14 protein-coding genes and 2 pseudogenes are annotated in these 20,578 nt (G+C 73.4%); 10 read left to right on the top strand and 6 right to left on the bottom strand.

Features of this window, described 5'->3' with window-relative positions; translation table 11 throughout:
* Positions 1-165: 165 nt before the first annotated feature.
* The 4 genes from QF032_RS17675 (at position 166) to QF032_RS17660 (ending at position 4,471) form a co-directional block, all read left to right on the top strand.
* Positions 166-1,362 carry an amidohydrolase family protein gene (locus QF032_RS17675; RefSeq protein ID WP_307043861.1) on the top strand — a complete coding sequence of 399 codons (1,197 nt, stop codon included), beginning with the start codon at positions 166-168 and terminating at the stop codon, positions 1,360-1,362.
* Between the two features lie 33 nt (positions 1,363-1,395).
* A complete protein-coding gene (locus tag QF032_RS17670; RefSeq protein WP_306951273.1) occupies positions 1,396-2,532 on the top strand; it encodes an acyl-CoA dehydrogenase family protein in 1,137 nt (378 codons plus the stop codon).
* A 10-nt stretch (positions 2,533-2,542) separates the two neighbouring features.
* The gene (locus QF032_RS17665; RefSeq protein WP_306951274.1) at positions 2,543-3,424 is read left to right on the top strand and encodes an acyl-CoA dehydrogenase family protein; all 882 of its coding nucleotides are present in this window, start codon (positions 2,543-2,545) and stop codon (positions 3,422-3,424) included.
* A gap of 552 nt (positions 3,425-3,976) precedes the next feature.
* Positions 3,977-4,471, top strand: a complete 495-nt coding sequence (locus QF032_RS17660; RefSeq protein ID WP_307050153.1) for an ATP-binding protein — start codon at positions 3,977-3,979, stop codon at positions 4,469-4,471.
* Between the two features lie 505 nt (positions 4,472-4,976).
* On the opposite strand, the gene QF032_RS17655 is transcribed toward QF032_RS17660, so the two are convergent.
* Entirely contained in the window at positions 4,977-5,903 is a 927-nt protein-coding gene (locus QF032_RS17655) for a cyclase family protein (protein WP_306951275.1), read from the bottom strand.
* A gap of 102 nt (positions 5,904-6,005) precedes the next feature.
* Here QF032_RS17655 and QF032_RS17650 point away from each other — a divergent pair.
* The 4 genes and pseudogenes from QF032_RS17650 to QF032_RS17635 all read left to right on the top strand — a co-directional run bounded on the left by QF032_RS17650 (position 6,006) and on the right by QF032_RS17635 (position 10,666).
* Positions 6,006-6,921: pseudogene (locus QF032_RS17650) on the top strand (SDR family oxidoreductase).
* A 98-nt stretch (positions 6,922-7,019) separates the two neighbouring features.
* On the top strand, positions 7,020-8,168 hold the full coding sequence (locus QF032_RS17645) for an acyl-CoA dehydrogenase family protein (RefSeq protein WP_307056517.1): 1,149 nt from the start codon (positions 7,020-7,022) through the stop codon (positions 8,166-8,168).
* Positions 8,169-8,187: 19 nt separating this feature from the next.
* Entirely contained in the window at positions 8,188-9,237 is a 1,050-nt protein-coding gene (locus QF032_RS17640) for a Zn-dependent alcohol dehydrogenase (protein WP_306951280.1), read from the top strand.
* Positions 9,238-9,358: 121 nt separating this feature from the next.
* Positions 9,359-10,666, top strand: a complete 1,308-nt coding sequence (locus tag QF032_RS17635; protein ID WP_307056515.1) for an MFS transporter — start codon at positions 9,359-9,361, stop codon at positions 10,664-10,666.
* Positions 10,667-10,722: 56 nt separating this feature from the next.
* Here the strand turns inward: QF032_RS17635 and QF032_RS17630 are convergent, their stop codons facing one another.
* Positions 10,723-11,739: a GlxA family transcriptional regulator gene (locus QF032_RS17630; RefSeq protein WP_307056513.1), complete on the bottom strand. Its 1,017-nt coding sequence runs from the start codon at positions 11,737-11,739 to the stop codon at positions 10,723-10,725.
* A gap of 119 nt (positions 11,740-11,858) precedes the next feature.
* Between QF032_RS17630 and QF032_RS17625 the strand changes: the two genes are divergently transcribed.
* Both QF032_RS17625 and QF032_RS17620 read left to right on the top strand, forming a co-directional pair.
* Positions 11,859-13,169, top strand: a complete 1,311-nt coding sequence (locus QF032_RS17625; RefSeq protein WP_373430475.1) for an MFS transporter — start codon at positions 11,859-11,861, stop codon at positions 13,167-13,169.
* 175 nt (positions 13,170-13,344) lie between these two features.
* On the top strand, positions 13,345-14,937 hold the full coding sequence (locus QF032_RS17620; protein WP_307056509.1) for a multicopper oxidase family protein: 1,593 nt from the start codon (positions 13,345-13,347) through the stop codon (positions 14,935-14,937).
* A gap of 20 nt (positions 14,938-14,957) precedes the next feature.
* Here QF032_RS17620 and QF032_RS17615 read toward each other — a convergent pair whose 3' ends face one another.
* The 4 genes and pseudogenes from QF032_RS17615 to QF032_RS17600 form a co-directional block, all read right to left on the bottom strand.
* Positions 14,958-15,566 carry a flavin reductase family protein gene (locus QF032_RS17615; RefSeq protein ID WP_307043847.1) on the bottom strand — a complete coding sequence of 203 codons (609 nt, stop codon included), beginning with the start codon at positions 15,564-15,566 and terminating at the stop codon, positions 14,958-14,960.
* Positions 15,567-15,627: 61 nt separating this feature from the next.
* Positions 15,628-16,482, bottom strand: coding sequence for an enoyl-CoA hydratase/isomerase family protein (locus tag QF032_RS17610; RefSeq protein ID WP_307056508.1), 855 nt, complete (start codon positions 16,480-16,482; stop codon positions 15,628-15,630).
* 91 nt (positions 16,483-16,573) lie between these two features.
* Positions 16,574-18,800, bottom strand: a pseudogene (locus QF032_RS17605) (acetate--CoA ligase family protein).
* 203 nt (positions 18,801-19,003) lie between these two features.
* Positions 19,004-20,494 carry a flavin monoamine oxidase family protein gene (locus QF032_RS17600; RefSeq protein ID WP_307060297.1) on the bottom strand — a complete coding sequence of 497 codons (1,491 nt, stop codon included), beginning with the start codon at positions 20,492-20,494 and terminating at the stop codon, positions 19,004-19,006.
* Between the last annotated feature and the right edge of the window lie 84 nt (positions 20,495-20,578).

Raw genomic sequence — 20,578 nt, 5'->3', positions numbered from 1 at the left:
CGTAACTGACGGACAGTCAGATCTGGGCAGAGCGTAGGGCCGGTCGCCTTGTCGGTCCAGGGGGTGCGGGCTAGCCTGCAGGGGAGACCAGATCTGACGACCCATCAGATGACGCGCCGGGCCGTCCACCGGACCACCGGCGTTCCGCCAGGCGGAGGGGAAGCCATGAGCACCGAACTGCCGCGCATCGTCAGCGTGGACGATCACGTGATCGAGCCCGCGCACCTCTTCTCGACCTGGCTGCCGAAGAAGTACCGGGACCGGGGACCGCAGCCCCTCACCGCCGGCATCGGCGAGCTCGCCTACGTCGCCGGGAAGTACCAGATCACGATGGACCCGGACGGCCCGCCCACCGACTGGTGGATCTACGAGGACCTGAAGTTCCCGTACAAGCGCAACATCGCCGCCGTCGGCTTCGACCGCGACGAGATGACCCTCGAGGGCATCACCCGCGAGGAGATGCGGCGCGGTTGCTGGGACCCGAAGGCCCGGCTGGCGGACATGGACCTCAACCACGTCGAGGCCTCGCTGTGCTTCCCGTCCTTCCCGCGCTTCTGCGGGCAGACCTTCGCCGAGGCGCACGACAAGGAGGTCGCGCTGGCCTGCGTGCGCGCCTACAACGACTGGATGGTCGAGGAGTGGTGCGGCGGCAGCGGCGGGCGGCTGATCCCGCTGTGCCTGATCCCCCTGTGGGACATCGGCCTGGCGGTCGCCGAGATCCGGCGCAACGCGGCCCGCGGGGTGCGCGCCGTGACCTTCTCCGAGATCCCCAGCCACCTCGGGCTGCCGTCGATCCACTCGGGCTACTGGGACCCCTTCTTCGCGGTGTGCGAGGAGACGGGCACGGTCGTCAACATGCACATCGGCTCGTCCTCGCAGATGCCGGCCGCCTCACCCGACGCGCCCCCGGCCGTCCAGGCGTCCCTGTCGTTCAACAACGCGATGGCGTCGATGATGGACTACCTCTTCAGCGGCGTCCTGGTGCGGTTCCCACGCCTCAAGCTGGCCTACTCCGAGGGGCAGATGGGCTGGATCCCGTACGCCCTGGAGCGCGCCGACGACGTCTGGGAGGAGCACCGCGCCTGGGGCGGCGTCCGCGACCTGATCCCCGAACCGCCGTCGACCTACTACTACCGGCAGATCTTCTGCTGCTTCTTCCGCGACAAGCACGGCGTGGCGTCCCTGGACGCGGTGGGGCGCGACAACGCGACCTTCGAGACCGACTACCCGCACGTCGACTCCACCTTCCCGCACACCAAGGAGGTCGCCCTCGACCACGTCAAGGGCCTCGACGACGAGACGGTCTACAAGCTGATGCGCGGCAACGCGATCCGCATGCTCGACCTGGACCTCGACAAGTAGCCGGCGCGGCGGCCGAAGGAGGGGACGAGGACCATGGACCTCTCGGACAGCCCCGAGGACGCGGAGTTCCGGGCCCGGCTGCGGGAATGGCTGGGCAAGGTGCTGCCCACCCTCCCGCCGAAGCCCTCGCCGGACGACTGGCCGGGCCGCCGCGCCTACGACCTCGGCTGGCAGCGGGCCCTGCACGACGCCGGATACGCCGACGTGCACTGGCAGGCCCCGCCGGGCGTCCGCCTGATCTTCCTGGAGGAGACCGAGAAGGCGGGCGCGCCCTACGTCGGCGCGGGCTTCGTCGGGCTGCTGCACGCCGGCCCGACGATCGCCGCCGAGGGGACGCCCGAGCAGCGGGACCGCTGGCTGCCGCCCATCCTGCGCGGCGAGGAGGTGTGGTGCCAGGGCTTCAGCGAGCCCGACGCCGGGTCCGACCTCGCGGCCCTGCGCACGCGCGCGTGGCGCGACGGCGACGCCTACGTGGTGAGCGGATCCAAGATCTGGACCTCGCACGCGGAAGTCGCCGACTGGTGCGAGCTGTTGGTGCGCACCGATCCGGACGCGCCGAAACACCGGGGCATCAGCTGGCTGGCCATGCCCATGGACGCGCCGGGCGTCACGGTCCGCCCGCTGCGCACCCTCGCCGGGTCCGCCGAGTTCGCCGAGGTGTTCCTCGACGAGGTGCGGGTGCCGGTCGGCAACCGGGTGGGGGCGGAGAACGACGGCTGGCGCGTGACGATGGTGACGCTGTCCTTCGAGCGCGGCACGGCCTTCGTCGGCGAGGTCGTCGCCTGCCGGCGCGTGCTGGGCGAACTCGCGCGCCGGGCGCGGCGCACCGGACGCTGGGACGACCCCGTTCTGCGGCGCCGGCTGGGGTCCCTCAACGCCGAGTTCCGTGCGCTGTGGCGGCTGACGCAGTGGAACGTGAGCGCGGCGGAGGCCGCGCACGGCGGGGTGCCCGGCGTCGGCGGCTCGGTCTTCAAGCTCCGCTACTCGCAGGCGCGCCAGGAGCTGTACGACGCCGCCGCCGAGGTCCTGGGCGACGCGGCCCTCGACGCCGACCGGACGTGGACGGCCGACCGGCTCTCGTCGCTCTCGTACACCATCGCGGCAGGCACGTCGCAGATCCAGCGCGACATCGTGGCCGAGCGGATCCTGGGTCTGCCGAAGGGGAGGTGAACGGTCCGTCATGCGTTTTCTTCTGACGGAGGACCAGCGGGCGCTCCGCGGCGGGGTGCGGGAGCTGCTCGCGCGCCGGTTCGACCGGGCGGCGCTGCGGGCCGCCGTGGACCGGCCGGGGGTGCTGGACCGGTCCCTGTGGCGGGAACTGGGCACGGCCGGATTCTTCGCGCTGCGGCTGCCGGAGGCGGACGGCGGGGTCGGACTCGGGCTGCCCGAGGCGGTGCTGGTCTTCGAGGAGGCGGGCCGGGTGCTGCTGCCGGGCCCCCTGGTGGCCACGCACCTCGCGGCCGGGCACGTGCCGGGCGCGGCCGAGGGCGAGACGGTCGTGGCGGCCGCCGACGGCGGCGGGCTGGTGGAGTGGCTGGCGCAGGCGGACGTCGTACGCGGGGACGCCGACGGGGCCGTGCCGCTGCGGTCGGTGGACCCGCTGACGCCGCTGCACGCCGTCCCCGCGCGCGGGACGGCCGATCCCGCCGCCGTCCTCCTCACCGCGGCGGAGCAACTCGGCACCGCCACACGCGCGTGCGAACTGGCCGTGCAACACGCCCGGGCGCGTGAGCAGTTCGGTCGGCCGATCGGGGCCTTCCAGGCCGTCAAACACCTCTGCGCGGAGCTGCTCGTGCGGGTCGAGACGGCCCGTGCGGCGGTCTACGCGGCCGCCGTCACCGCCGACCCGGCCGACATCGCGGCGGCCCGGATCCTGGCCGACGAGGCCGCAGTGCGCGGCGCGCGCGACTGTCTCCAGGTGCACGGCGGCATGGGGTTCACCTGGGAGGCGGACGTTCATCTGCTGCTGAAACGGGCCTGGGTGCGCACACGACGTGCGGGTGGAGTCACGGAGAGTGAGGAGCTGCTCGCGGCCGACCTGCTGGCCGGGGCGGACCGTTAGCGGTCCCCGCCTGCGCGGACGGCGGACGTGGCGGACGGGCGGCCGCTCGGGTGTCGCGGATTGTGGCACACCGTAAATCACGGAGCGTTGATATCGGGTTGTGTCCGATGCGTGACCCGTCACGGCCCGGAGTCGGCGGGCGGCTCCGGTACCTTCTGTGGGATGCGAGCGGTTCCGAGCATGAGCCATGCCGGCGGTGCCCCTGGGGTGATGCCGGATCCGGCGGTGCGCGCCGCCACTCGCTGGGCGGACGGGCATATGGCCCCCGCCTGTTCGACTCCCCGCGACGAGCGTCGCACAGTATGCCGCACGGGTACTCCTTCGCGCTGGAATATGCCCGAAGCGCTTGTTGAGGTGACTGTACGTCAACCAAGCTGTCTCGTAAGGGATTCACGTTCCGTCACCCTGCCTCTGACCGTTGTTCTGGTCATGCAGAAAATGGCTACGATCGTGGCCCCCGTCGTCATGGTGCACACGCGGCTAGCGTGGCTGGCGTGGCGTACGGCCATGTGTCCGCCGGTTCGGATGGTGTGAGCGGTGCAGGTGCTTCAAGTGCAGCTGGAGATCCGGCCCGACCCCGCTGAGGTGGGGCGCGCCCGCAGGTGGGCCCGTTCGCGCCTCGTCGGGTCCGGGATAGGGGACGAGGAGCCGCTCGCCGAGACGTTGATCCTGCTCGTCTCCGAGCTGGTCACCAACGCCGTGGTGCACACCGGCTGTCCGGCCGTGCTGCGGCTCTCCCTGCCGGGCGGGGCGGCCGAGCCGTCCATCGTCCGGCTGGAGGTGGCCGACTCCAGCGACCGGGCCCCGGTGCCCCGCTGTGCGGGCGACGAGGCGACCGGCGGACGCGGCCTGGCCCTCGTCGACGGCCTCGCGGACCGCTGGGGGTGGAGCGTCGAGGGCGCCGGCAAGCGCATCTGGTGCGAACTGGACCGCTGTGCGGCCCCGGCCGAGGCGGCGGTGGACCGTGGCGGCGCGGCCGAGTGCGCGGGCGGCGTCCGCAAGGAGCCCCGGCCGGCGTACGGCGGACTGGCCTACGGGGCGGTCTGACGGGCCCGCGGCGGCGCGCGGTGTACCCACGGGCCCGGATTGTCCCGGCAGCCCGGCAGCCGTGGGGCGTGGGCGCAGAAAGCGCTGTCGGTCCGGGCCGGTCCTGGATCGGTGCGCCTGTCCGTGCTTCCGTGCGCGCCCATGATGAATGGGGCGTAAGTAATAAATCACCGTCCGGGTGTTGACGTCCGTTGTCCGTTTGATCACGCTTGTGGTCAGCGATTCGCCGTGAGGGGACGGCGAGGGCCTCGGTGACGGAGGTCCTTGCCGGGCGCGGATCGTGATTCGGCGTCGGTTCCCTCAGGGCCGAGTGGAGTCGACGGGGGTTTCTCCGCTCGGGTGCAGTCGGGGGCGGGGAGACACGCCGAAGTCGGATGGCGGTGCGCGGTGCCGTGCTCGGGGCGGGCAGCCGCGCGCCGTCGGCCGACGAGGCCGCCGGCCGGCGCGACCCGCGCCGTCCGGTCCTCCGGTCCTCAGGTCCTCAGGTCCTCAGGCCCTCGCGCCCTCAGAGAATCGCCACCGGGGCCACCGGCGTCCCCGTCCCGCCGACGAACGGCTCGGGCATCGCGGACAGCAGAAACGCGTAGCGGCCTGTTTCTCCACAGGCTGTGGACAACTCTTCGAGATTCCAGTTCTGGCCCTGCAGCATCCCCATTTCCACGAGATCGAGCGCGTGCACGGGGAGCCACAGATCGTCGATCTCCGGCGGGAAGACCTCGAACGTGAGGGTGTCGTTGGCGACGGCCGCCACGTCGCGCGCGTGGAACCACTCCGGCGTGCGCACCGACAGCCCCGGCGAGGGGAACCCGTACCCCTGCCTGTCGCCCGCCAGATAGACCTGGACCTGCCCGGTCCGCACCAGCACGATGTCGCCGGCGCGCACACGCACGCCGGCGAGCTCCTCGGCCGCCTCCAGGTCCTCCGGCGTCACCGCGTGGCCGCCCGCCAGCCGGTCGACGCCACGCGCGCGTGCCACGTCGAGCAGCACCCCGCGCGAGACGACGTGCCGCGCCTTGTCGATGCCGCTGAACTCGGCTCCGCCGTGCGCGGTGACGCTGCCCGCCGGGCGGCCGTTGTAGAGCCTCCCCGAGTGCGAGACGTGGGTCAGCGCGTCCCAGTGCGTGCCCGCCTGCAGGCCCATCGTCACGGCGTCGTCGCTGCACGCCACCGTCCCCGGGCCGAAGATCTCCTGGTTGATCTGCACCATGGTGTGCAGCGGGTTGATCCGGCCCGGGATCAGGCCGGTCTGCACCCCGTCCTCCCGCAGCGGGAGGGCGAGCGGGACGCGACGCCCCGAGCGGATCTCGGCGGCCGCCGCGCGGACCACCTCGTCGGTGACGAGGTTCAGCGTGCCGATCTCGTCGGCCGCCCCCCACCGCCCCCAGTTGTTGACGCGCTTCGCGATGTCGTGGAACTCGGCCGGCAGTGTCATTCCGTGCCTCCCCGGGGCTTGTCCCCGACTGTCCGACAGGTCAATCTGGTCCTCGCAGCCAAAATCTAACGGACCGTCAGAAACTGCGGGAGGGGGCTGGGCATGGGGAACTTCCTGGCCGGCAGGAGCATCGCCGTCACGGGCGCGGGGCGGGGCATCGGGCGGGCGGTGGCGCTCGCCGCCGCCGCGGAGGGCGCACGCGTCGTCGTCAACGACTACGGCGTGGCGGTGGACGGTGCCGCGCCCACGAGCGAGGTCGCCGAGGCCGTCGTCAAGGAGATCGAGGCGGCCGGCGGAGAGGCCGTCGCCGTCGCCGACGACATCTCCACGATGGCCGGCGGCCGACGGCTCGTCGACGTGGCCGTGGAGTCGTACGGGCGGCTCGACGGGGTCGTGTGCGTGGCCGGCATCCTCCGCGAGCGGATGCTGTTCAACATGTCCGAGGAGGAGTGGGACCCGGTCGTGGCCACCCATCTGAAGGGCACCTTCACCGTGTTCCGGGCCGCCTCGGCGGTGATGCGCGAACAGCGCGGCGGCACGCTGATCGGCTTCACCAGCGGCAACCACCAGGGGTCCGTGTCGCAGGCCAACTACAGCGCGGCCAAGGGCGGGATCATCTCGCTGGTGCGCAGCGCCGCGCTCGGTCTGCACAAGTACGGGGTGACCGCCAACGCGGTGGCCCCCGTGGCGCGTACGCGCATGTCGGGCCGGGGTGCCGACGGAGCTGTCGGAGATCGGCGAACCGGAGGACGTGGCCGCGTTCGTGGTCTATCTGCTGTCGGACCGGGCGCGGGACGCCGGGATCACCGGGCAGGTGTACACCGTCGCCGGGCCGAAGATCGCGGTGTGGGCGCAGCCGAGGGAACTCCGTTCGGTCTACGCGGAGGGTGGTTCCTGGACGCCGGAACGGATCGCGGAAGCCCTGCCGGGCTCGGTGGGGATCGACCCGATGCCGATGCTGGCGCGGCTCGAGGAGATGGCGCGGGCCGCTCGCGCGGGGGCGCGGCCCAACGGGTGAGCTGGTGTGCGTATGCGCGTGCGCGTGCGTCGTGGCTGGGTGCGCGGTTCCCCGCGCCCCTTATGTCGGTCAGCTCGCCCCCAACGTGAGGTGGTGTCGTGGATTTCGGATTCAGTTCCGTGGACGACGAGTTCCGCGTCGAAGTACGCGACTGGTTGGCCGCACACGCGCCGCAGGCCTGCGACCGGCGGTCCTGGGAACGGGCTCTCGGGGCGGCCGGGTGGATCGGGCTCGGCTGGCCGGAGGGCGGGTACGGCAACCGGACCGGGAGCCTCACCCAGCAGGTCGCCTGGGCCGAGGAGTACGCCAGGTCGGGCGCACCGCCGCGCTCCGGGCACATCGGGGAGAACCTGCTCGCGCCCACCCTGCTCGCGCACGGCACGGACGAGCAGAAGGCGCGCTTTCTGCCGCCGGTCGCCGCCGGCGACGAGCTGTGGTGCCAGGGGTACAGCGAGCCCGGAGCCGGGTCCGACCTCGCCGGCGTCCGCACGCGTGCCGAACCCGACCCCGACGGACGGTCGTACCGTGTCACCGGCCAGAAGATCTGGACCTCCCTCGCCCACGAGGCCGACTGGTGCTTCGTCCTCGCGCGCACCGACCCGCACTCGCGCCGGCACCACGGCCTGACGTTCCTCCTCGTGCCCATGGACCAGCCGGGCCGGATCGAGGTGCGGCCGATCCGGCAGCTGACCGGCACCAGCGACTTCAACGAGGTCTTCTTCGACGGGGCGCACGCGCGCGTGGAGCACGTCGTCGGCGCGCCGGGAGAGGGCTGGCGGGTCGCGATGAGCCTGCTCGGCTTCGAGCGCGGGGTGTCGACCCTCGCCCAGCAGATCGGCTTCGCCCAGGAGTTGGGGCGGGTCGTGCACGCCGCCGTGGAGACGGGCGCGGCCGGCGATCCCGTCGTGCGCGAGCGACTGGTGCGGCTGTGGGCGGAGTTGCGGACCATGCGGTGGAACGCGCTGCGGACGCTGGGCGGCACGGGCGGCCCCGGCGCGCCGAGCGTGGCCAAGCTGCTGTGGGCGGGCTGGCACCAGCGGCTGGGCGAGGTCGCCGTGCAGGTGCGGGGGGCGGCGGCGAGCGTCGGGCCGTACGACTGGACGCCCGCCGCGCCGTACGAACTCGACGACGCGCAACACCTGTTCCTGTTCTCCCGGGCCGACACGATCTACGGCGGCTCGGACCAGATCCAGCGCACGATCATCGCCGAGCGGGTGCTCGGCCTGCCCAGGCAGCCCAAGGGATGAGGCAGAGGGGAGCAGCGTGATGCGAGGCGTGGTGTTCGACGGGAAGCGGGTCGAGGTCGTCGACGACCTGGAAGTGCGCGATCCGGGAGCGGGCGAGGTGCTCGTCGCCGTCTCGGCGGCCGGGCTGTGCCACAGCGACCTGTCGGTCGTCGACGGGACGATCCCCTTCCCCGCGCCGGTCGTCCTCGGTCACGAGGGCGCGGGGGTCGTGGCAGCGGTCGGCCCCGGGGTCACGCATGTCGTGCCCGGCGACCATGTCGCGCTGTCCACGCTCGCCAACTGCGGCGCCTGCGCGGAGTGCGACCGCGGCCGGCCCACTATGTGCCGGCGGGCCATCGGGCGTCCCGGGAAGCCGTTCACGCGCGCAGGGCGGCCCCTGTTCCAGTTCGCGTCCAACTCCGCCTTCGCCGAGCGGACGGTGGTCAAGGCCGTGCAGGCGGTGCCGATCCCGAAGGACGTCCCGCTGACCTCGGCCGCGCTGATCGGGTGCGGGGTGCTGACCGGCGTCGGGGCCGTGCTGAACCGCGCGCGAGTCGGGTACGGCGAGAGCGTCGTCGTCATCGGGACGGGCGGGATCGGGCTGAACGTGGTGCAGGGGGCGCGGATCGCGGGCGCGTCGCGGATCGTCGCGGTGGACGCCAACCCGGCGAAGGAGGCGGTGGCCCGGCAGTTCGGCGCGACCGACTTCCTCACCTCGGCGGACGCGGTGCGGGAGGTGCTGCCGACGGGCGCGGACCACGTCTTCGAGTGCGTGGGCCGGGTCGAGCTGATCCGGCAGGCGGTCGACCTGCTGGACCGGCACGGTCAGGCCGTGCTCCTGGGGGTCCCGCCGGCCACCGCCGAGGCGTCCTTCCTGGTCTCCTCGATGTACCTGGACAAGTCGATCCTGGGCTGCCGCTACGGCTCGTCGCGCCCCCAGCGGGACGTCGCCCTGTACGCGGAGCTGTACCGCGAGGGCCGGCTGCTGCTCGACGAACTCGTCACCCGGACCTACCCGGTCGAGGACTTCGAGAAGGCGGCGGCGGACGCCGAGGAGGGGCGGGTGGCACGGGGCGTGCTGACGTTCTAGCGGCCCGGCGGTCTGCTGGCCCGGCGGTTCCTGCCGGCCGGGCGGGTCCGGGCCCCGGGTTGTCCACAGGCTGCGGAAAACTTCTGGGGCGGTGTCGGTGCCGCCCCCTACGGTCGTTGTCATGAGCTACCGCGACGTCGCCTCCCGACAGGTCCTGATCTGGGCCTGCACCGCCGTCGGCGCCCGCATGCCGGTGGCCATGGCACCGCTGGCCCTGGTGTTCCTGGTGCGCGAACGCCCCGGCGGGTACTCGCTGGGCGCTGCCCTCGCGGCGGCCTACGTCATCGGCGAGATCATGGGCGCTCCGGTCCTCGGGCTGCGTCTGCGCCCCGCCCGGGCCCGCCTGCACCTGACCGGGGGGCTGGCCTGCGGGGCCGTCGGGTTCGCGGGCCTTGGTCTTCTGCCGGACACGCCTTCGGCGGTCCTGTGCGGGTTCGCGCTCGTCGCCGGGGCCGCCCCCGCCGCCGCCACCGGCGGCCTGCGCACGCTGCTCACCGCGCTGGTGCCGGAACGGGCGGCCGCCCAGGCGCTGTCGGTGGAGTCGATGCTGACGGCCGGGGTCTGGGCCGTCTCCCCGGCCGCCGTCGCCGGTCTGGCGCTCGGCGTCGCACCGCGCGTCCCGCTGCTGCTGGCCGCCGCGTCGATGGCGTCGTCGATCGCGGGTCTGTGGCTGCTTCCGGCCGCCTGGGGCGGGGACGACGGCACGGGCAGCGGCGCTCGCGCGGGCGGGGCCTCACTGCTGAAGGTGCTGACCGGCGTCTGGCCGGTGTACGTCACGGGCGCGGCGAGCCTCGCGCTGCTCGGGCTGGCCGAACTCGTACTGCCCGCCCTGCTCGAGCAGCGCGGCATCGGCGTGGGCTGGTCCGGCCCGCTGCTGACCGGGATGGCGGTGGGCGGGGGGCTCGGCGGCTTCGCCTACGGCCTGCGCGCCTGGCCGGGCCGGCTGCGCACCCGCAGTGTGCTGCTGATGGCCGGGGTGTCGGTCTGCGTGACGGCGGCCGCGCTGTCGCCCTCCGCGGCGGTGATCGCCGCGGCGCTGGTGGTGGGCGGCACCCTCCAGTCGGGAGCCATGCTCACCCGCAACCTGTCGCTGCGCGAAGCCCTCCCTTCCGACCTGCTTGCCGCCGGATACTCCGTCATGTACGCGGCTGCGGGCGCGGGTTACGCGGCGACGGGCTCGCTGGCGGGCGCGCTGCTCCGGGAGGTCGCGCCGTCCACGGCGATACTGGCGGGAGTGGGGCTCACCCTGGCGCTCACCGCGGTCGGCTGGTGGGGTGAGGTCCGTGTGGCCGCACGTCCGCAGCGGGACGCCGATGGGGCCGCGGCCTCCGCCGCGGCGGGGGGCACGGCACCCGCGCCGGGTCCCGCCGGCGGTGTGGAGGGCAGTGTGGAGGGCATGGGGGCGCGGGGAGCCGAGGGCTGTGGGTAGCTCGCGGCGCGGGAGCGGCGCAGGCGGAGGCCGGGGGCGGGTGTGCGGGCCCGGGGTCAGTGCACGGCGTCGGCTGGGGTGCCGTCGCCGGTGCGGAAGGTGCGGCGGTAGGCGGTGGGGGTGACGCCGAGCGCCGTCTGCAGGTGCTGGCGCATCGACTGGGCGGTGCCGAAACCGGTGTCCCGGGCGATCCGGTCGACGGACAGGCCGCTGGACTCCAGCAGGTGCCGGGCCCGTTCGACCCGCTGCTGGGTGAGCCACTGGCCGGGGCTGATGCCGACCTCCTCGCGGAAGCGGCGGGTGAACGTGCGTACCGACATGGCCTCCCGTTCGGCCATGTCGCGCAACTGGATCGGCTCGTGCAGGCGGCCGAGCGCCCAGGCGCGGGCGGCGGTCGTGGTCGCCTGCTGCGGGTCGGGCACCGGTCGTGCGATGTACTGGGCCTGACCGCCGTCCCGGTGCGGCGGCACGACGGTGCGGCGGGCCACGTCGTTGGCGACGGCGGTGCCGTGGTCGCGGCGGACCATGTGCAGGCACAGGTCGACGCCGGCGGCGACGCCGGCCGAGGTGAGCACGTCGCCGTCGTCGACGAACAGCACGTCCGGGTCGACCCTGATCTGCGGGAAGAGCCGCTGGAGGTGCTCGGCGTCGGCCCAGTGCGTGGTCGCGGGACGGCCGTCGAGGAAGCCGGCCGCGGCCAGCACGTACACGCCGGTGCAGATGGAGGCGAGCCGGGCGCCGGGCCTGATGTGGGAGAGGGCGGCGGCGAGTTCAGCGGTCAGGACGCCCTCCTCGTAGAGCGGACCGAGCTCGTAGCTGGCCGGGACGATCACGGTGTCGGCGGTGGCCAGCGTCTCGGGACCGTTCTCGACCATGATCGCGAAGTCGGCGTCCGTCTCCACGGGGCCGGGCGGGCGCACGGAACAGGTGACGACCTCGTACAGCGGCCGTCCGTGGACGTCCTCGGGGCGGCCGAAGATGCGGTGCGGAATGCCCAGCTCGAAGGGGAGCAGGCCGTCCAGGGCGAGGACGACGACGCGATGGGGACGGGGGACGCGCTCGACAGGAGCCATGGCCCGATCCTAACGAACGATGTCCTCCGGGCCACTCGTCCGTCCCGTCCGGATGCCCGAAGCTCGGTGACGTGCATCAGAGGACCGAGACCCGGGAATCCGCCGGAGAACAGAAGTCCGTGGCCGACCGCGTCCCCGGCCGCGGGTCCGGTCGCGTGTCAGGCCGTCGCCGCGGCCGGATCCACCGCGCCTGGTTCGTCGCCGCCGTCACCTTCGTCACGATCATCGGCGCGGCGGCCTTCCGCTCGCTGCCCGGCCTGCTCATCGACCCCCTGCACGCGGAGTTCGGCTGGTCTCGGGGCACGATCGGCGCGGCGGTCTCGGTCAACCTGGCGCTGTACGGCCTCACCGCTCCGTTCGCCGCCGCCCTGATGGACCGGTTCGGCATCCGCCGGGTGGTCGCCGTGGCACTGACCGTGATCTCGGCGGGCTCGCTGCTGACGGTGTGGATGACGGCGGCCTGGCAACTGCTGCTGTACTGGGGTCTGCTGGTCGGCCTCGGCTCGGGCTCCATGGCGCTGGCCTTCGCCGCGACCGTGACCAACCGCTGGTTCACCGAGCGCCGGGGACTGGTCACCGGCATCCTGACCGCCGCCTCAGCCTCCGGCCAGCTGATCTTCCTGCCGGTGCTGTCCTGGACGGTCACCCGCTACGAGTGGCGCCCGGCGGCCGTCACGGTCGCGCTGGCCGCGCTCACCGTCGTCCCCTTCGTGTGGCTGCTGCTGCGCGACCATCCGGCGGACGTGGGCCAGAAGCCGTACGGCGCACAGGAGTTCACGCCGAAGCCGCCGCCGGTGCGGGGCGCGGCCCGGCGCACGCTGCGGGTCCTGTTCTCGGCGGTGCGCACCGGCCCGTTCTGGCTGCTGGCCGGCACCTTCGCGATCTGCGGCGCCTCGACGAACGGCCTGGTGCAGACCCACTTCGTGCCCGCGGCGCACGACCACGGCATGCCGGTGACGGCGGCCGCCTCCCTGCTGGCCGTGATCGGTGTCTTCGACGTGGTCGGCACGATCACCTCCGGCTGGTTCACGGACCGCTTCGAACCGCGCCGGCTGCTGGCGGTGTACTACGCGCTGCGCGGCCTGTCGCTGCTGTTCCTCCCGGTGCTGCTGGCCCCGTCCGTACACCCGCCGATGGTCTTCTTCATCGTCTTCTACGGGCTCGACTGGGTCGCCACGGTGCCGCCCACCCTCGCCCTGTGCCGCGAGCACTACGGCGAGGACAGCGCGATCGTCTTCGGCTGGGTGCTGGCCTCCCACCAGCTGGGCGCGGCCCTGGTCGCCTTCCTGGGCGGCGTGGCGCGGGACGCGTTCGGTTCGTACGACGTCGTCTGGTACGGCTCGGGCGCGCTGTGCGCGGCGGCGGCGCTGATGGCCCTCGTGATCCGTCGCCGGCCGGTCACGGCGGCCCTCGCACCGGCGACGGCCTGAGCGGACGGCCGACGGGCGACGGCCTGAGCGGGCGCACGTGGGCCTGGGGCGGGTGGGGTGTGCGCTGCGGTACCGGTCACGGGCGGCTACTCCGCGTACTGTGTGGCTACATGCAGTGACGGGTGGTCGGGCTGTCGAGCGCTGTCCCGCCGTCCGCTGTCCGTGGAGGCGATTGATGACGTCGTTGGCCCGTCGTGACGTGCTGAAGTGCCTGCCGGTCGTCGCCGGCGCGGCCGTGACCGGGGCGGTCGGGAGTGGGGCGGTCGGGAGTGGGGCGGCGGTCGCCGCGCCCGGGGTCGCCGTGGATGCGGGCGCTTCGCGTGCCGCCCTGCGGGCGGTGGGCGGTGCCGGGTTCCCGCAGCCGGAGACGCGGCGGGCGGATCCGGACACGGGGCGACTGGTCACCCGGTTGACCGTCGCGTTCACCGAGCTGGCGGTGCCCGGGGTGGGCCGTGTGCTCACCCGCACCTACGAGGGGTCGGTCCCGGGGCCGACGCTGCGGGTGCGGCCGACGGAGACCCTGGAGATCACGCAGGTCAACGCGCTGCCGCCGGACACGGCGACGACGCATCACGAGGACGTCAACGTCCCGCACCACTTCAACACCTTCAACCTGCACACGCACGGGCTGCACGTCGACCCCGAGGGCGAGTCGGACAACGTCTTCCGCTCCTTCGAGCCCGCCGGCGCGCCGGGGGAGACGACCACGTACCGCAGCACCGTCGACATCCCGGAGGGCCATCCGGCCGGCACCTTCTGGTACCACCCCCACCACCACGGGTCCACCTCCACCCAGGTGCTGAACGGCATGGCCGGCGTGATCGTCGTCGAGGGCGACGTCGACGACGTGCCGGAGATCGCAGCGGCCAGGGAGGTCGTCCTGTGCGTCAGCGAGCTCAAGCTGTCCGGCGAGCGGGTGCCGGACCTGACCTCGCACGGCATCTGGGACGGCATCACCTCGACGTTCCTGGTCAACGGGGCGAAGAACCCCGTTCTGACCATCGCCCCGGGGGAGATCCAGCGCTGGCGGATCGTCAACGCCGGAGCCCTCACCGCTCACTTCCTGAGCCTGGGCGGCGTGGAGATGCACCAGATCGCCTGTGACGGCGTCACCTTCATGAAACCCGTCGTCACCACCGGCGTGACGCTGCCCATGGGCGGTCGGGTGGACCTGCTGGTCCGCGGCGGCAGGCCCGGCACCTACAGGCTGACCGGCGGGGGGCCCTCCCAGCACCTGCTGACGCTCGTCGTCACCGGTGCCGCCCGCTCGATGTCGCTGCCTGACGCCCTTCCCGGCCGGCCCACCGAACTGCCCGAGCCGACCCGCACCCGGAGGCTGATCTTCCGCAGCAACGAGAACGTCTTCTCCGGCGCCTTCCCGAACGCCTACCAGATCCTCGGCGACGGTGAGACGCCGCCCGCCGACCCTCGGGCCGGCCGCGGCGACCTCGCCTGGGGCCGCCTCTGCGCCGACTACGTCAACCAGCGCGTCCGGCTGGGCGAGGTCGAGGAGTGGACCATCGTCAACGACTCCCACGCCCACAGCCATCACCCCTTCCACCTGCACACCAACCACTTCCTCCTCACCGCCGTCGACAACCGGAAGCTGGCCACGCCGGTCTGGCACGACACCGTCGCCGTCCCGCCGAACGGCTCGATCACCTTCCGGCTGCGCGCCGAGGACTTCACCGGACGCTCGATGCTGCACTGCCACCAGCTCCAGCACGGCGACGAGGGCATGATGCAGGTCGTCGAGTACGTGAACTGAGCGGCGAGCACCGCCGGGGGTCAGCGGAACCGGCCCCGGTGGAACAGCAGCGGCGGCTCGTCCGCGCCGCCGTCCATGCCGAGGGCGTTCACCCGGCCGACGACGATGAGGTGGTCGCCGCCCGTGTGGACCGCGTGGATCGTGCAGTCGATCCACGCGAGGGCGCCGGCCAGGCGGGGGGCGCCGGAGACCGGCGCCGGGTGGTGGTCGACGCCCGCGAACTTGTCGGTGCCGCTGGCGGCGAAGGCGCGGCACAGGTCCTGCTGGCCCGCGCCGAGGACGTTGACGCAGAAGACGCCCGCGCGGGCGATCCGCGGCCAGGTCGTGGACGTCCGGCCGACCATGAAGACGACCAGGGGCGGGTCGAGGGAGAGCGAGGAGAAGGACTGGCAGGCGAAGCCGGCGGGGGCGCCGTCCGCGTCGGCGCCGTCCGGGTCGGCGGCGGGCGCCGTCACGACCGTCACGCCCGAGGCGAAGCTCCCGAGCACCCGGCGGAACTCGCCCGCGTCCACCGGCGCCCGCTCGTCCTCCCGGACACAGCGCAGCTCGGGGCGCGGCAGGGGCTCGACCGGCCGGCCCTCCGCCCGCAGATACCGCACGGCCGCGGCCGCCATTCCCGCATGTCCCATCACCTCCCCATTGAAGCTGACGGTTCGTCAGATGGGAAGAGCCGTGCGGTTCCCCCGACCGTCAGCGGCCCGTGAAGGCCGCCGCGCGGCGTTCCGTGAAGCTCCGCACGCCCTCCTGGGCGTCCGCCGTCGTCATGTTGATCTCCTGGGCGGCGGCCTCGGCGGCGAAGGCGGTCGTGCGGTCGGCGTCGAGGGAGGCGTTGACGAGCTGCTTGGTCAGGGCCAGGGCGCGGGTCGGGCCGGCCGCCAGCCGGGCCGCCCACTCGCGGGCCGTCTTGTCCAGGTCGCAGTCCGGGACGACCCGGTTGACCAGGCCGAGGCGTTCCGCGTCGGCCGCGCCGAGCGCGTCGCCGAAGAACATCAGCTCCTTGGCCCGCTGGGGGCCCACCAGGCGGGGGAGCAGATAGGCGCCGCCGCCGTCGGGGACCAGGCCGCGGCGGACGAACACCTCGATGAAGCGGGCCGACTCGGCCGCCAGCACCAGATCGCAGGCGAACGCGAGGTGCGCGCCGAGGCCGGCCGCCGTGCCGTTCACGGCCGCGACGACCGGCTTCTCGCAGTCGAGGACCGCGGCGATCAGGCGCTGGGCCCCCACCCGGAGGGTGCGGGCCACGTCCCCGGCGATCCGCTCGCCCGCCGTCCTGCCCGGTTCGCCCGCCGTCCTGCCCGGTTCGCCTGTCGTGCCGTCCCGCGGGGCCGCCGCCGACCTGCCGCGCAGGTCCGCCCCCGCGCAGAAGCCCCGGCCCGTGCCGGTGAGGACCACCGCCCGCACCTCCGGGTCGGCGGACGCCTCCGCGAGCAGCGTGATCAGGCGGTCGCGCTGGTCCGGGACGAGGGCGTTGAGCGCCTCGGGGCGGTTGAGGGTGAGGCGGGTGACGTGGTCGTCCGTCGTGCTCAGGATCGAGGGGGCGGGCATACGTGTCCTCCGTTTCGGCAGGGGCGGACCGCCGGGAGACGGCCCCGCCCCGCAACTCGGCGTCGGCCCGGCCCCGGCCGGGCGGCGGAGCTCAGCGGCACACCGCGAGCGCGTCCAGCGCCACCCGCGCCCTGCCCGCTCGGCAGCACCACCAGCGGGTTGATGTCGAGCTCGGCGAGCTCGCCGCCCAGCTCCAGGGCCATGCGCTGCACCCGCAGCACGACCTCGACCAGCGCGTCCACGTCCGCCGGGGGACGGCCGCGGACGCCGTCCAGCAGCGCCCGACCGCGCAGGTCGTCGAGCATCGCGCGGGCCTGGTCCTCGCCGAACGGCGGCACCCGCACGGCGGCGTCCCGCAGGACCTCCACCAGCACCCCGCCCAGCCCGACCGTCACCGTCGGCCCGAACAGCTCGTCGTGGGTGACGCCGACCACCGTCTCCACGCCGCGCTCGACCATCTGGCACACCAGGACGCCGTCCAGCGAGACGCCCTCGTAGCGGGCGATGTCGGTCAGCTCGCGGTAGGCGTCGCGGACCTGACTCGCCGAGGTCAGGCCGATCTTCACCAGGCCCAGCTCGGTCTTGTGGGCGATCTGCGCGCCGGACGCCTTCATCACCACCGGGTAGCCCACCAGCCCCGCGGCCCGCACGGCCGCCGCCGCGCTGGTGACCAGCTGCTCGCGCGGGACCCGGATGCCGTACGCGCGCAGCAGCTGTTTCGCCGCGTGCTCGCTCAGCTGCTGCCCGGGCCGCATCAGCAGCTGCGCCTTGCGGTACGACGGCGACAGGGTGCGGGGGGCCTCGTCGAAGGGCGAGCGGTAGTCGCTCACGAAACGGTGGTGCCGCAGATGGGCGCGGACGGCCGAGACGCAGTTGGCAAGGGTGCGGAAGGTCGCCACCCGGGAGGAGCCCAGCAGCACGTCTCGGTAGGCCGGTTCGGTGCCCACCGGGGACCCCCAGACCACGCACACCAGCTTGTCGGTCTGCTCGGCCGCGTCCACCAGGTCCCGCACGAGACGGTCGCTCAGCGGCGGGAACGGGCCGGTGATCGGACAGATCAGGACGCCCACCCCGGGGTCGTCGAGGATCGCGTCGATGATCTTCCGGCCGCGTGCGTCGCCGACCGGATGGCCGCCGTTGTCGACCGGGTTGGCCACGTTCAGGTACTCGGGGATCCACTGGTGCAGCTCGGCCTGCTTCGCGGCCGACAGGGCCGGCAGCTCGAGGCCGGCCGCCGTGGCCAGATCGGCAGCGTGGGCGCCGGTGCCGCCCGAGATGGAGTAGATCACCACGCCGGACGCCCGCGGCGGCCGCGCGCGCGCCAACAGGGCCGCCGTGTCCTGGAGTTCGTCCAGGCCGTCGACGCGGATCACACCGTACTGCCGCATCGCCGCGTCGACGACCTCGTCCGCGCCGGTCAGCTTCCCGGTGTGGGTGGCCGCGGTGCGGGAGCCGGTCTCGGTGCGGCCCACCTTGACCGCGACGACCGGCACCCCGCGCCGGGCGGCGCGGTCGGCGGCGAGGAGGAAGGCGCGGCCGTCCTTCAACCCCTCCACGTAGCAGGCGATCGCGCCGACCTCCGGGCGTTCGGCGAAGTAGGAGAGGAAGTCCGCGGTCTCCAGGTCGGCCTCGTTGCCGGTCGGCGCCCAGTGGGAGAGACGGACGCCGAGCTCCTGAAGCGCGAAGACCGGGCGGCCCTGGTGTCCGGACTGGGTGATGAGCGCGATCGACGGTCCGGTGAGATCGTCGCGGAACCGCTCGAAGGCGTTGAGGTTGGTGTTCGGGCCGAGCAGGCGGACGCCGGAACGTTCCACCGCCGCCGCCAGACGCTCCTGCTCGGCGGCGCCCGCCTCGCCCGTCTCCGCGAAGCCGGAGGCGAAGACGACGGCGAACTTCACCTTCGCCCCGGCGAGTTGCTCGATCACCGGCACCGGGTCGGCGACCAGCAGGACCGCCAGGTCGACCTGTTCGGGCAGCTCGGCGACGGAGGGGAAGCAGGGGATGCCGAAGACGGTCGTACGGGCCGGGTGCACGGGATGCAGCCGCGCCCCCACCCGCTCGGCCCAGTCGACCAGTTGCCGCGTGACGCCGGTGTTCGGGCGGCCTTCGGCGTCCGAGGCGCCGACGACCGCGACCGACTCCGGCCGGAAGAACCGGTCCAGGTCGGGGACGTCCGCGTAGAGCGGACGGCCGCTGACGTCGAGGTCGTCCGCCTGGGCCGGCCGGCCGTGGACGGCGGGCCCGGGGTGCTCGCCGCACGCGAGGACCCGGGCCCGGCGGGAGTCGGTGGTGAGGGTGCCGTGGGTTGATCCAAGCATCGGTCCGCCCGCTCCTGTGTGACTGCCATGGGTGACTGTCAAGTAACTGACGCTCTGTCAGGTTACATACCTGACGGACCGTCAGGAATGGTCGTGCACACAGTCGTCCACACACGTCCACACAGTCCTGCCCACCGGAACGGACGGAGACGGCCGGACCGGACCGTCTCCGCCGGGCCGTCGGCGCGCCGCGCGGGGACCCGCTACAGCACTGCCAGCACCTCCTTGGCCACCCGCTCGCCCGACCGCACCGCTCCGTCCATGAACCCCATCCAGTGGACGGAGGTCTCCGTGCCGGCCCAGTGGATGCCGCCGACGGGCCGGCGCAGGGCCGGACCGTACTGGGTCAGCACGCCCGGCGCGCCGATGGAGACGGGCCCGCCGCGGGTGTACGCCTCGTTGTTCCAGCGTTGCAGGACGAAGGAGGTGGGGGAGGCCGCTTTCGCGCCGAAGTACGTCACGTAGTCCTTCAGGACCGCGGCCTTCACCTCGGCCTCGCTCGCCGCGTCCAGCTTGCGGGCCTCGTCGGCCTCGATGAAGCCCATCAGTGCGCCGTACGAGGCGTCCGGCGGGGAGTTGTCGAAGGTCGAGCTGATCACGCCGGTGTCGCTGACCACCTGGCCGTTGAGGCCGTCGGCCCGCCAGAAGGGGGTGTCGTAGATCGCGATGGCCTTGCCCACCGAGGCCATCGGCAGGCGCTGGGTGAGCTGGTCGCGGTCGGCGGGCAGCAGCGGGTCGTACGTGATGCGCGCGGCGAGGGGCGGCGGCACGGCGACGACGACGCGCTTGGCGGTGACGGTGAGGCCGTCGGCCGTGACGACGTACTTGCCGCCGGACCGGCTGATCGTGCGCACCGGCGCGTTCAGCGCCACCCGGTCGCCGAGCGTCGCCGCGAGCTTGACCGGCACCAGTTGGGAGCCGCCGACGAAGCGCCGCTCCTGGGCGCCGTTCGCGGTCTCGGTGAGGCGCTCGAGGGTGCCGGGGGTCGACTCGTTGCCGGCGGCGGCGATGTAGAAGAGCACGAAGAGCAGCGAGAGTTCGCGGGGCTCGGCCGAGAAGATCGAGGTGCAGGCCACGTCCAGCAGGAACTTCGCGGACGGCACGACGGCGTTGGCGCGCAGCCAGCTCTCGAAGGTCTGCCGGTCCCACTCCTCGGCCTTGGCCGCGGTCCAGGGCGCGTCGACCGGGATGGTCTTGGCCATGTCGTCCAGCGAGGCCTGCACGATCGCCGCGTTGGCGAGGCCGGCGGCGTCCACCGGCGGCACCGAGCCGAGCAGGCCGTCCGTGGCGTACGGGGTCTTCTTGCCGTCCTTGTAGAGGAGGTTCTTGCCGGTGTTGTAGGTGGCGAAGGTGGCCACGCCCAGGGAGTCGGCGAGCGCCTTGATGCGGTCCTGGGTCGGGCCGATGAACTCGCCGCCGCCCTCGGTCACCCCGCCGTTGGCCAGGGGCAGGTTGACCACCCGGCCGCCCACGCGGTCGCGGGCCTCCAGGACGACGACCGTGCGGCCGGCGGCCACCAGGTCACGGGCAGCGGTGAGGCCGGCCAGACCGGCGCCGACGATCGCGACGTCGACGTCCCGGGTGGCCGCAACGGCTGCGGTGGCCGCGGTGGCGGGGCCGCCGGCGGTCGCGGTGAGGGCGGTCGCCCCGGCGGCCACGGCGGCGGTGCGGCCGAGCAGGGAGCGGCGGGACATTCTGGCGGTCGGCTGGCTTTCACTTGCCACGTGCGTCCTCCGACGAACTTGGGGAGCGAGAGGGGCTGGAAGGGGTGAACCTGA

This window comes from Streptomyces achromogenes, assembly GCF_030816715.1.
In the GTDB taxonomy this organism is placed as follows: Bacteria; Actinomycetota; Actinomycetes; order Streptomycetales; family Streptomycetaceae; genus Streptomyces; species Streptomyces achromogenes_A.
The sequence above is the reverse complement of the archived record's forward strand: the minus strand, read 5'-3'. Positions and strand labels throughout refer to the sequence as shown.

What these genes read in the sequence shown, in the direction of transcription:
- QF032_RS17620 (WP_307056509.1), top strand. Translation starts at nt 13,345, where the DNA reads ATGACGTCGTTGGCCCGTCGTGACGTGCTGAAGTGCCTGCCGGTCGTC.
- QF032_RS17600 (WP_307060297.1), bottom strand. Translation starts at nt 20,494, where the DNA reads ATGTCCCGCCGCTCCCTGCTCGGCCGCACCGCCGCCGTGGCCGCCGGG.
- QF032_RS17675 (WP_307043861.1), top strand. Translation starts at nt 166, where the DNA reads ATGAGCACCGAACTGCCGCGCATCGTCAGCGTGGACGATCACGTGATC.
- QF032_RS17670 (WP_306951273.1), top strand. Translation starts at nt 1,396, where the DNA reads ATGGACCTCTCGGACAGCCCCGAGGACGCGGAGTTCCGGGCCCGGCTG.
- QF032_RS17640 (WP_306951280.1), top strand. Translation starts at nt 8,188, where the DNA reads ATGCGAGGCGTGGTGTTCGACGGGAAGCGGGTCGAGGTCGTCGACGAC.
- QF032_RS17630 (WP_307056513.1), bottom strand. Translation starts at nt 11,739, where the DNA reads ATGGCTCCTGTCGAGCGCGTCCCCCGTCCCCATCGCGTCGTCGTCCTC.
- QF032_RS17635 (WP_307056515.1), top strand. Translation starts at nt 9,359, where the DNA reads ATGAGCTACCGCGACGTCGCCTCCCGACAGGTCCTGATCTGGGCCTGC.
- QF032_RS17610 (WP_307056508.1), bottom strand. Translation starts at nt 16,482, where the DNA reads ATGCCCGCCCCCTCGATCCTGAGCACGACGGACGACCACGTCACCCGC.
- QF032_RS17615 (WP_307043847.1), bottom strand. Translation starts at nt 15,566, where the DNA reads ATGGGACATGCGGGAATGGCGGCCGCGGCCGTGCGGTATCTGCGGGCG.
- QF032_RS17665 (WP_306951274.1), top strand. Translation starts at nt 2,543, where the DNA reads ATGCGTTTTCTTCTGACGGAGGACCAGCGGGCGCTCCGCGGCGGGGTG.
- QF032_RS17655 (WP_306951275.1), bottom strand. Translation starts at nt 5,903, where the DNA reads ATGACACTGCCGGCCGAGTTCCACGACATCGCGAAGCGCGTCAACAAC.